The sequence below is a fragment of the Flavobacterium sp. genome, assembly GCF_039932285.1.
Classification (GTDB): domain Bacteria; phylum Bacteroidota; class Bacteroidia; order Flavobacteriales; family Flavobacteriaceae; genus Flavobacterium.
The window spans coordinates 1-11,684 of sequence record NZ_JBDTQE010000015.1 but is presented as its reverse complement, the minus strand read 5'-3'; the positions used below and the strand labels follow the sequence as shown (position 1 = coordinate 11,684).

The 11,684-nt window shown below is 30.9% G+C and carries 7 protein-coding genes; 2 read left to right on the top strand and 5 right to left on the bottom strand.

Annotated elements, in window-relative coordinates; genetic code table 11:
- Nucleotides 1-4: 4 nt before the first annotated feature.
- Entirely contained in the window at nucleotides 5-3,094 is a 3,090-nt protein-coding gene (locus ABI549_RS04805; RefSeq protein ID WP_348075319.1) for an efflux RND transporter permease subunit, read from the top strand.
- 4 nt (nucleotides 3,095-3,098) lie between these two features.
- Nucleotides 3,099-4,406, top strand: a complete 1,308-nt coding sequence (locus ABI549_RS04800; protein WP_348075318.1) for a TolC family protein — start codon at nucleotides 3,099-3,101, stop codon at nucleotides 4,404-4,406.
- Nucleotides 4,407-4,445: 39 nt separating this feature from the next.
- Here ABI549_RS04800 and rpe read toward each other — a convergent pair whose 3' ends face one another.
- The 5 genes from rpe to ABI549_RS04775 form a co-directional block, all read right to left on the bottom strand.
- On the bottom strand, nucleotides 4,446-5,108 hold the full coding sequence (gene rpe / locus ABI549_RS04795; RefSeq protein WP_348075317.1) for a ribulose-phosphate 3-epimerase: 663 nt from the start codon (nucleotides 5,106-5,108) through the stop codon (nucleotides 4,446-4,448).
- Between the two features lie 184 nt (nucleotides 5,109-5,292).
- Entirely contained in the window at nucleotides 5,293-6,156 is an 864-nt protein-coding gene (locus tag ABI549_RS04790; protein WP_348075316.1) for a sigma-70 family RNA polymerase sigma factor, read from the bottom strand.
- A 129-nt stretch (nucleotides 6,157-6,285) separates the two neighbouring features.
- Nucleotides 6,286-8,031 carry a hypothetical protein gene (locus tag ABI549_RS04785; RefSeq protein ID WP_348075315.1) on the bottom strand — a complete coding sequence of 582 codons (1,746 nt, stop codon included), beginning with the start codon at nucleotides 8,029-8,031 and terminating at the stop codon, nucleotides 6,286-6,288.
- Nucleotides 8,019-9,242: a DUF4249 domain-containing protein gene (locus tag ABI549_RS04780; RefSeq protein WP_348075314.1), complete on the bottom strand. Its 1,224-nt coding sequence runs from the start codon at nucleotides 9,240-9,242 to the stop codon at nucleotides 8,019-8,021. The genes ABI549_RS04785 and ABI549_RS04780 overlap by 13 nt, the downstream gene beginning before the upstream one ends.
- 5 nt (nucleotides 9,243-9,247) lie before the next feature.
- Nucleotides 9,248-11,684: TonB-dependent receptor (locus ABI549_RS04775; RefSeq protein WP_348075313.1), on the bottom strand; the 2,437-nt coding region annotated here is incomplete at its 5' end.

Sequence of the window (11,684 nt, the reverse complement as noted above, 5' to 3'; positions counted from 1 at the left end):
AACTATGAGTTTATCCACCTTAAGCATAAAAAGACCCGTTTTAACAATCGTACTCAACCTAATGTTGATACTTTTTGGTATAATAGGTTATACCTATTTAGGAGTTCGAGAATTCCCTTCTATTGATCCCGCTCAAATTTCGGTTAGAACTAGTTATTCTGGTGCCAATGCTGATATTATCGAATCTCAAATTACTGAGCCACTAGAAAAAGCCATAAATTCTATTGATGGAATCAGAAATATTTCTTCTTCAAGTAACCAAGGAAGTAGTAATATAACTATTGAATTTAATTTAGATAAAAACTTAGAAGAAGCAGCAAATGACGTTCGTGATAAAGTATCACAAGCCGTTCGAAGTCTTCCACAAGATATCGATGCACCTCCAGTAGTATCAAAAGCTGATGCTGATTCCGAACCGATAATTACCATGACCGTTCAGAGTGATAATAAGAATGTTTTAGAACTCTCGGATTATGCAGATAATGTAATTGCACAACGTTTGCAAACCATCCCAGGAGTAAGTAGTGTGCAAATTTGGGGACAACGAAAATATGCTATGCGTTTGTGGCTCGATCCTGTTAAATTGGCTTCTTATGGCTGTACTGTTGCCGAAGTACGAGAAGCATTAAATAAACAAAATGTTGAGTTGCCATCGGGAAAATTAACAGGTGCAAACACAGAGTTGACTGTAAAAACTATAGGAAATATATCTACTGAAGAAGGGTTTAATGATATTATTATCAAGGCAGATGGTGATAAAATTGTTCGTTTAAGTGATATTGGTAAAGCTTCTTTAGAAGCAGAAAATCTGGAAACAAAATTATCTGATTCAGGGCAACCTATGGTAGGAATGGCAATTATCCCTCAGCCAGGAACAAATTATTTGGATATTGCCGATGCTTTTTACAAACAATATGATCAGCTAAAGAAAGATTTACCCAAAGATTTTAAACTAAATATTGCTATAGATAACACTGTTTTTGTTAAAAAAGCTGTGTTAGAAGTGGCAGAAACACTGTTGCTTTCTATTATTTTAGTAGTCTTAATTATCTATCTTTTTTTTAGAGATTGGGCAATCGCTTTCCGACCATTAATAGATATTCCAGTTTCATTAGTTGCTACTTTTTTTATCATGTATTTATGTGGTTTCTCTGTAAATGTATTGACACTTTTAGCCATCGTTTTAGCTACAGGATTGGTGGTGGATGATGGGATAGTGGTTACTGAAAATATTTTCAAAAAAGTAGAAGAAGGTATGTCGCCTATTGAAGCAGCGATCAAAGGGTCTAATGAAATTTTCTTCGCAGTTATTTCAATTTCAATTACTTTAGCTGCCGTATTTTTACCTGTAATTTTCCTAGAAGGTTTCGTAGGAAGATTATTCCGAGAATTTGGAGTCGTTATTGGAGCTGCAGTTTTGATTTCGGCATTCGTTTCCTTGACATTAACACCTATGTTAAATGCTTATTTGATGAAAGGTGGTGAACAAAAAAAATCAAAATTTTATAACCTAACCGAGCCTTATTTTCAGAAAATGAATTCGACTTATGCAGAAGCGTTAACAGGATTTATGAAGAAAAAATGGTTGAGTTTTCCTATATTAATTGCTTGTTTTGGATTAATTTATTTATTCTTCAATATCATTCAAAAAGAAACAGCACCATATGATGATAGAAGTTTTATTGGTGTTAATGTAACTGCTCCAGAAGGCGCTTCTTATGATTATATGGATAGATTCATGAATGAACTAACTCAATTGGTTAATGATTCTATTCCAGAGAAAAAAGTGAGTTTAATCATAACTTCACCAGGATTTGGATCGTCATCTGTAAATAGTGGAAGAGCTAGAATTTCATTAGTACAGCCTGGAGAAAGAGAAAAATCGCAGAAGGAGATAGCTGAGAAATTGACTAAATGGACTAAACAATATGTAGATGCTAAGGTTTCAGTTTCAGAGTCGCCTACAATTGCCGTAAATAGAAGAGGAGGATTGCCAATTCAGTATATCATACAAGCGCCTAACTTCAAAAAATTAGAAGAGAAAATACCTCAGTTTATGGAGGAAGCTGCTCAGGATCCAACATTTTCAAACACAGATGTCAATCTAAAATTCAATAAACCAGAGATTTACGTTACTATCGATAGAGAGAAAGCACAAAGTTTAGGTGTTTCTGTAATTGATGTAGCACAAACATTACAGCTTTCATTAAGCGGACAACGTTTTGGTTATTTTATGAGAAATGGAAAACAATATCAGGTTCTGGGACAATTTGACAAGAAAGATCGAAATGCACCTATGGATTTAACATCTATTTTTGTAAAAAACAAAGAAGGAAAATTAATTCAGTTGGATAACTTAGTAACTATCGAAGAACAAAGTAGTCCTCCGCAATTGTATCATAATAATAGATATATGGCTGCTACCGTCTCTGCGGGCTTAGCTCCAGGAAAAAGTATTAGTGATGGTATAGAAGCTATGGAACGTATAAAAACAAAAGTACTTGATGACACTTTTACGACTGATTTATCTGGAGAATCTCGCGATTTTGTTGAAAGTAGTTCCAATACTTCTTTCGCATTTGGATTGGCTTTGTTGTTGATTTATTTGATTCTTGCGGCACAGTTTGAAAGTTTTATCGATCCGTTTATTATTATTTTAACAGTGCCAATGGCAGTTGCTGGAGCCTTATTTTCATTATGGCTTTTCGGACAAACATGGAATATATTCAGTCAAATTGGAACTATTATGTTAATAGGTTTGGTGACCAAAAATGGTATTCTGATTGTCGAATTTGCTAATCAATTGCGAGAAGAAGGAAGACCTAAATTTGAAGCCATTATTGAAGCCTCCGAATCTCGATTAAGACCTATTTTGATGACTAGTTTAGCCATTGCTTTAGGTGCTTTGCCTATTGCGCTTTCTCTTGGTGCGGCTTCAACTAGTAGAATAGGAATGGGAGTTGTCATCGTTGGAGGAACATTATTTTCATTGATGTTAACGTTATTTGTAATTCCGTCTATTTATTTTATGTGGTCTAAAGCGCGCAAACACCGACCAGAATTTGATCATATTAAAGAATATGAAAATGAATAATAATATGAAGTATAAAATCTTTTTTCAGTTGCTAATTTTGCTTGCTGTTCCTGTTGCAATTCAAGCGCAAGAAGTTTTAAAGCTTGAAGATGCAGTAAGTATTGCATTAAAAAATAATTATGACATTAGAATTGCTTCAAACGCTGGAAAGATAGATTCAGTAGGTGTGAGCATTGCAAATGCTGGAATGTTACCAAGATTAGACGCTACCTTGACTCAAAACAACAATATTCAATATTCGAAACAAACGAGATCAACAGGTGAAGTTCAAGAATTAAATAATGCTAAAAACAACAGTTTAAATTATGGTGTGACTTTGGGTTGGACAGTCTTTGACGGTTTCAAAATGTTTGCGCGTTACGATCAGTTGAAAGAACTTCGTAAACAAGGTGATGCCGAATTAAAAATGACCATTTTAACCAAAGTTAGTGATGTCATGACTACTTATTATGATTTGGTACAACAGCAACAATTATTGAAAGCATTGGATACCACAATTGTCATCTCTAAACAAAGATTAAAAACTGCGGAAAATAGATTTACAATTGGAAAGGCATCGAAATTAGAAGTATTGAATGCTCAAGTAGATATGAATACGGATGCAACGACTTTTTTGCGTCAAAAGGAAACGTATGAAAACACAAAAATTCAATTCAATCAAATATTAGCAAGAGATGTTTCGACTAATTTTACTGTTTTGGAAACGGTTGAAATTGATGATAAATTAGTATTATCAGATTTAAATGATTTGGCAACAAAACAAAATCCGCAATTACAATTGATACTAATCAATAAAAGAATATCGGAATTGGATTTGAAACAAATTCGTGCCAATCGTTATCCAACTATAAAATTAAATACGGGTTATATATTTAATGAAACCCAGTCGAGTTTAGGTTTTACTTCGCAATCATCAAGTAGAGGTTTAAATTATGGGGTTTCTGCATCGTTAAACATATTTAACGGATTTCAACAGACTCGTAATGAAAAAATAGCCAAGCTTCAGATCGAAAATTCAAGTATTGCTATCGAAAAACAAATACAAATGTTAAATGGGCAATTGGCTATGGCTTTTCAAACATATGTAACAAATATTGAATTGTCTAAATTAGAGGAAAATAACGAAGCGATTGCCAAAAATAATTTGGAAATTACTTTAGATAAGTTTAAAATAGGAACTATTACAACACTCGAATTCCGAAGTGCACAACAAAATTATGTAAATGCGATAGCAAGAAATAGCAGTGCTAAGTTTCAAGCAAAAATTTCGGAAGTAACACTGAAAGAAATAGCCGGAAATATTAAGTTTTAAATATAAAAAAAGCGCCAAGAAATTGGCGCTTTTTTAGTTTTATAGAGTTGTGATTTTCTTTAAGTCTGCAATGGTTTGTGTTGGGTTTTCAGCTTTGAAAACATAACTTCCAGCAACTAAAACATCGGCACCAGCGTCTACTAATTGTTTGGCGTTTTTATTTGTTACGCCACCATCAATTTCAATAATAGTATTTGCTCCTTTTTTTAGAATTAATTCTTTTAGTTTTTTAACCTTTTCGTAAGTGTTTTCTATAAACGATTGTCCGCCAAATCCTGGATTTACGCTCATAATACAAACTAAATCAATATCATTAATAATATCTTCCAATAATGCAACGCTAGTATGTGGATTTAATGCCACTCCAGCTTTCATTCCTTCAACTTTTATAGCTTGCAAAGTTCTATGAAGATGCGTACACGCTTCATAATGTACTGTCAAAATATCTGCTCCAAGCTTTGCAAAAGTTGGGATAAATCGTTCAGGTTTAACAATCATCAAATGTACATCGATAGTTTTCTTGGCATGTTTGTTTATTGCTTCTAAAACGGGCATTCCAAAAGAAATATTCGGTACAAAAGCACCATCCATAATATCAATATGAAACCAGTCGGCTTCAGAATTGTTAATCATTTCGATGTCGCGCTGTAAGTTAGCAAAATCCGCGGCTAGTACTGACGGAGCAATAAGTGTATTTTTCATGTTATGTAGTTGTATTGTTGGTGCAAAGATAATATAAAAAATAAAACTCCGGAAACCCGAGCGAAGCGAACAGACTGGGGTTTTATTTGCCTTGCAAAAAATAAAACTCCGGTAATCAGCCGGAGTTTCAATCATCAATCAAAAAACGAACAGTTAATCAAACTGTTAGTCATCGGTTTTAGGATTACCCTAAATACGTTTTCAAGATTTTACTTCTTGAAGTATGTTTTAATCTGCGGATTGCTTTTTCTTTTATTTGACGTACACGCTCACGAGTCAAATCGAAAGTTTCTCCAATTTCTTCTAATGTCATTGGGTGTTGATCTCCAAGTCCAAAATACAAACGAACCACATCAGCTTCACGAGGTGTTAATGTTTCTAGAGAACGTTCTATTTCTGTACGTAAAGATTCGATAATTAATTCTCTATCAGGATTAGGTGATTCTCCAGAACGTAAAACGTCATAAAGGTTAGAATCTTCACCTTCAACTAAAGGCGCATCCATAGATAAGTGACGACCAGAGTTTTTCATACTCTCTTTTACGTCATTTACAGTCATATCTAATTCTTTGGCAATTTCTTCAGCAGATGGTGGACGCTCATTAGATTGCTCTAATAAAGCATACATTTTGTTGATTTTATTGATAGAACCAATTTTATTTAATGGCAAACGAACGATACGAGATTGCTCTGCTAATGCTTGAAGAATCGATTGACGAATCCACCAAACGGCATACGAGATGAATTTGAAACCACGAGTTTCGTCAAAACGTTGTGCAGCTTTTATTAGACCTAAATTTCCTTCATTAATTAAATCGGGAAGTGTTAATCCTTGGTTTTGGTATTGTTTTGCTACCGAAACTACGAAACGCAAATTTGCTTTTGTTAGTTTTTCTAACGCAGCTTGATCTCCAGCTTTTATTCTTTGAGCCAATTCTACTTCTTCATCGGCAGTAATCAAATCTACTTTTCCAATTTCTTGTAAATATTTGTCTAACGATGCAGTTTCACGATTGGTAACCTGCTTGGTAATTTTTAACTGTCTCATTGTAGTTTCTCCTTAAAAGTTATAAGTGTACAAGTAGTTATACGTAATGAGTTTGTAAAAAGTTACAAAAAAGATAAATTATTTTTAAAACAAATCAAAAAAACCGTTTCAAATTAATGAAATGAAGTTTTATTTTACTTCAATAATTGTGGAGACATAAACAGCAATACCTTTATCGGAAAATCCTTCAAGTATTATTTCAAATTCACCAATAACATCAGATGTAAAAAAGGATATTGTTTGTTCTTTGTTTTCTAGTTTTACATCAGGTTGCCATAATAACTGGTATCTGTAATCTGGAATTCTAGAATTAATATTGTTTCTATAATCTGTTTTGTAGTATTCTTTTTTTTGTAAAGGTCTTAAAATATTTGGTTTTATTATAAAATCGCCATTTATCTTACTTTCGTAATCATAGTTCTTAGTTGTAAGAGCTACGACTCCGTTATATAATTTGGTTCCAAAATAATACCCGCCTTTTACAATATTTATTTTATAGATATTGTCTGCTTTATGTTGGAAAAGCTCATTTATATCTTGAATTATTAGTCCGTCAACTATTACTAATGCAGGTATTTGTAATTCGCTATTTACATCATAATCATATAGGTGTAATGTATAATTGTTATTTGTTGTTTTATAATACATTCCGTCAATAATTTCTATAATTGTTTCTTTGAGTGTGGGAAATCTTGTGTAATCATCAAGAATGTATTCTTTTGATGTAAAGTCGTAAAACTTTCTCGTGCTTTTTGTATTTATTAAATTGTCTTTTTTATTATTATGATAAGCATTTTCTATTTGACTAGCAATAGACTTTTCTTCAATAATTTTTTTAAGTTCTGTACTAAGTTTTAATTCATTGAAGCTTAGTGAAGAGTAATCAGGAGATTTAGTATTATTAATTTCAATTTTGTAATTTTCTTTATCGGAATCAATAATTTGAATAACTACATTAGAGCTTGGAAAAGAATTTTCTAAATTAAATATAAATTCACCGTTTTTGTTTGTTTTGGTAATTTTGAATGCATAATTTTCTCCAGGAATTGATAGAGAAATATTTTTATCCTCAACAGTATTTGTGTTTAATTTTGACTTGATTTTTCCAGATATAATTTCTCCTCTAAATTCAGGGATTATTAATTTTTCAGAATTAAAATTACTGTCAATATTTGAATTTATTTTTGATTTGCTGAAATTTACTGAGTTTAATTTCTTTTTTAATGAAAAGGAATCAATTTTCCTTACAGATATTGAGTAACTTCCTTTTAGTGATTCTTTGATTATATTTGATTGGATTTCTAAATTAACGATTTCTCTATTTGAATATGTTGTTTTATTTGTACCAATACTAATATTATTAGTTGTTTCTTCTGTCAGTTTTTCAATTTTAGAAATATTTTTTTCTGGGATATTATTATCTAAGTTGTTGTTACTAATTTGATAAGGATTTACAATAAATATATCAATATTGAAGTAGTCAAGACTAGATTTATTTAACATCCAATTTGTATAGCCAATCAATTTGTAGTTTCCAGTTTCTAAGGTTGTAGGGATGAAAAAATCTCCGTAACCTATTCCTTTTTCTAAAAATAGTTTTTGTGTAAATACTTTTTTCTTATTACTGTCTACAAGTTCGACATAGGCAATTTTACTAAAAACAGAAACAGAATTGGTATTGTTGTTCAGACAAAATAGTTTATATAGTAAATTCTCACCTGTTAAAAAAACATTGGTGTTTGTATTAATAAAAATTGATTCATTAATTTTTTCATCAATGGTTTTTAATTCAGAAATTGAATTTTTATTTTGAGCAAAAGTTACTTGCTTATTAAATAATAAGGTTAATATTAGTATGTATTTTAGTCTATCCAAAATGAGGGTCTTATGTTGTTAGAAAATGATGTGCAATCTCCACATTGTATGGGGTAAAGTATGTATTTATCTCCGTAAAATCCAGCATAAACTTTATTTCTGCTTTTTATCCATGATAATATTTCGTTTCCATAGCAATTTGGGTCTACATAGCTGAAACAAAAGCCAAAAGCATATTCTATATTATTGTCTTGGTTTATTTCAGGACAATCGTAAGGATATTTGGGTAATTGTTCTCCAGGAAAAATATCAGCATAGTTAAAGAAAATTCTTTTTTCTGAATATGATGATACGTCAAAATTGCCTATAACTTTTTCGTTTGGGTTGTCTTCGGATTTTATATTTCCTGAAAAATAGCCGGGTTGATTTTGTGATAAAATACTTCCTGAACTAGACATTTTTTTTAATGTTTCATAAAAAGTATAGGCCTTGAGATTTTGAACATACTGTTTTACTAAAATGCTATATCTATTTATTAAAATATGATCACTACTACTTATAAATCGCACAGGATAATTTACCCTATCCTCAGATAAATTATTTGTATTTGTTAAAATAATGTTTTTTGATTTTTCAGTTGAAAAACAAATTTTTGCTTCAGTTGTTCTTGTTTGAAATAAAAGTTCGCCAGGTGGGTTTGATCCAAGAGGGAAATAATTTGAAATAGCTTCTTGTTCTAGCCATTTAGGGGCAATTATCTTATAAGTTTCATCATATTCATATCTATAATATTTTGATGTGTTTGTAGGGTCAAAACTATTGACTTTTATTTCAACACCGCGAATGCCATCTTTTATTATAACTGATGGAACAATGTTTTGTATCGGATTTACAGTTGTTAGTTCTTCATTAGAAGAGATATATGACTTCCCATCATTAGTTGTTATGTGTAACTGGTAATTTCTGTTGGCTATTGCTTGAAACTCTGAAGTAGAAATATATTTACCGTTATTCTCTTCAAAATCATATTTATTCCCTAAATTATCTATAATATAAGCAATTGCTCCTGTCTCAAACTTAGGTCCGTTTTCTTCTAAAGTATAAGTTCTAGAAAGTTTTATTTCCTGTTTTTTGAATTCGTTAGTTATAGTTGCTTCAATAACAATGGCATTTTCAAAGTTATTTGTTTGAAGGGCATAAGGTTCTGTACAACCAACCATGCATAGGATTATTATTACTAGAATATGTGGAATTAAAATTCTTTTTTTCATAACCATTAAAATTTAAAATTATAAGTTATTGTTGGTACTGGAATTCCAAAAATAGATGTTTTGTAGGCTTTTACTTTACCATCTTTTGTTACGAAATATACAGAATATGGATTATTCCTTCCTAAAAGATTGTAAACAGAAATATTCCAGAAATTATGTGCTAGTTTCTTTATTTTATGATTACCTTCTATATTTATACCAATATCTAGTCTGTAATAATCGGGTATTCGGAACTTATTTCTATCACTATATAACGTGTATTCGGCATTTCCAAAGGTATATTTCCCAATAGGATAGGTTATAGGTCTTCCAGTTTGATATATAAAGTTAGCAGAAAAACTGTAACGTTGTGTAAATTTATAATTTAAAACGGCACTAAAATCATGCGGTTTGTCAAAATTTGTTGCAAAATATTGTCCATTATTTACTTTTTCTTCATTAAATTGGCTATCTAATTTTATAAATGCTCTAGAATAGGTATATCCTAGCCATCCGTTTAATCTGCCCTCAGTTTTTTTCACTAGAAACTCTATTCCATATGATTTGCCTTCTCCTTGTAGCAATTCGGTTTCAAGATTTTCATTTAGCAGTAAATTTGCGGCTACTTTATAGTCTAAAATATTTTTAGATTTCTTGTAATATCCTTCGATACTTAATTCTAAATCTTCATATTCAATGTTTTTAAATAGACCTAAAGAAAATTGTTGTCCACTTTGTGGTTTCACATTTAAATTAGATAGTTTCCAGGTATCAGTCGGGGATTGTGTTGTGTTACTTGATAATAAATGGATATATTGAAAAGTTTTATCATAACCAGCTTTAATTGAAAAATCATCATTAAACATATATCTCAATGCTAATCTTGGTTCAAAACCACTTGAAGTGTTTATAATTTGGTTATTGCCAAATTGTTTCTCTTCAATAACAGTAGCTTCATTTAATGGAAGTCCTTCTTCGTAGATTTTCTGTGTCGATTTTCCCAATGCCATAAATACAGAATATCTGACACCTAAGTCTAATAATAATTTTTTTGTTAGTTTATAATTATCTGATATAAACCCTGCGGATTCTAAACCTTTCTCTTTGTCTATATTAATAGGCAACAATAGTGAATTAGGATCTTTTGCGTTAAAATCGCCAGGAGTTATGTTGTATAATTTGCTTGAAATTCCATAAGTAAATTTGTGTTTGCCACTATTAGGTAGATAGGTAAATTTAAAAATTGCTTGAGATTCATTGATTTTAAAACCAAAATCAAATGCATTTAGGTCGTTTGAATCATAATCAATATTAAACTTGTATTCGCTATTTGTGATGTTTAATTCACCTTTGTTTCTATCATTAAAATTATGTTTCCATTTTAGAGAGATAAGTCTATTACTATATTTATATAAAGAATCTGATGTAATACTATACGCATCTTTACTATAATATAAAGTGGTTTCTATCGAGTTGTCTTTGTTTATTTTATGATTGTATTTTGCAAATAGATCGTAAAAGGAAGCTTCGCTATTCTTTAGTTTTTCGTCTTTTAAACTTCTTAAAATCCATCCAGAATAAGTTGCTCTTCCGCCTATAAAGAGACTCGCCTTTGTTTTTATTATAGGAATTGAAGCTGTGAGATTACTAGTTACAGGCCCTATTCCTCCTTCTCCTACAAATTTATCAAGCTTTCCATTTTTTGTTGTTATATCAAAAACTGAAGATAATCTTCCTCCAAATTCAGACGGGATTCCACCTTTATAAATATCTACTTTACTTACAGTATAAGGATTTATAGCTGAGAAAAAACCAAAAAAATGAGCAGGATTGTATATGGTAGCGTTATCTAAAAGAATTAAATTTTGATCTTCTTTTCCGCCTCTAACATTAAAACCGGCCGAACCCTCACCAGCAGTTTTTATTCCAGGTATTGTTAAAGCTACTTTTAGTACATCTCTTTCACCTAAGACTAGTGGTATGTTTTTAATTCCTTCTGCATCAATCGTTGTTACTCCAGTAATAGCGGCTCTTATATTTTGTTTTCTTTTTCCTTTTACAGTTACTTCGTTAAGTTGATTTATTTTTTCAGAAATTTCTATATTTAGTTTTCCATTACTATATACAACGATTTTCCGAGTTGCTTTTTTATGGTTTAATGATTCGGTTTCAATAATATTCATTCCTGATGGGATTTTTAAAATGTAATATCCGTCTTTATTAGTACTTGTGCTGATTTTTGTATTTTTAACGGTAATTGTAACATCGGATAGAAACTCTCCGTTTTTACTATTTTTTATGTATCCGGAGAGTGTGTATAAATCTGATTCTTGTTCTGCAGACTCTTTTCCGACCAAAGTTATAGCTTTATTATATTCCAAAGTAGAATTGTTTATTGAATCATATTGCTGAAAAAAAATTGGTTTTGTCAATATAGTTTGACTATTTGAATTAAGGGTTTTT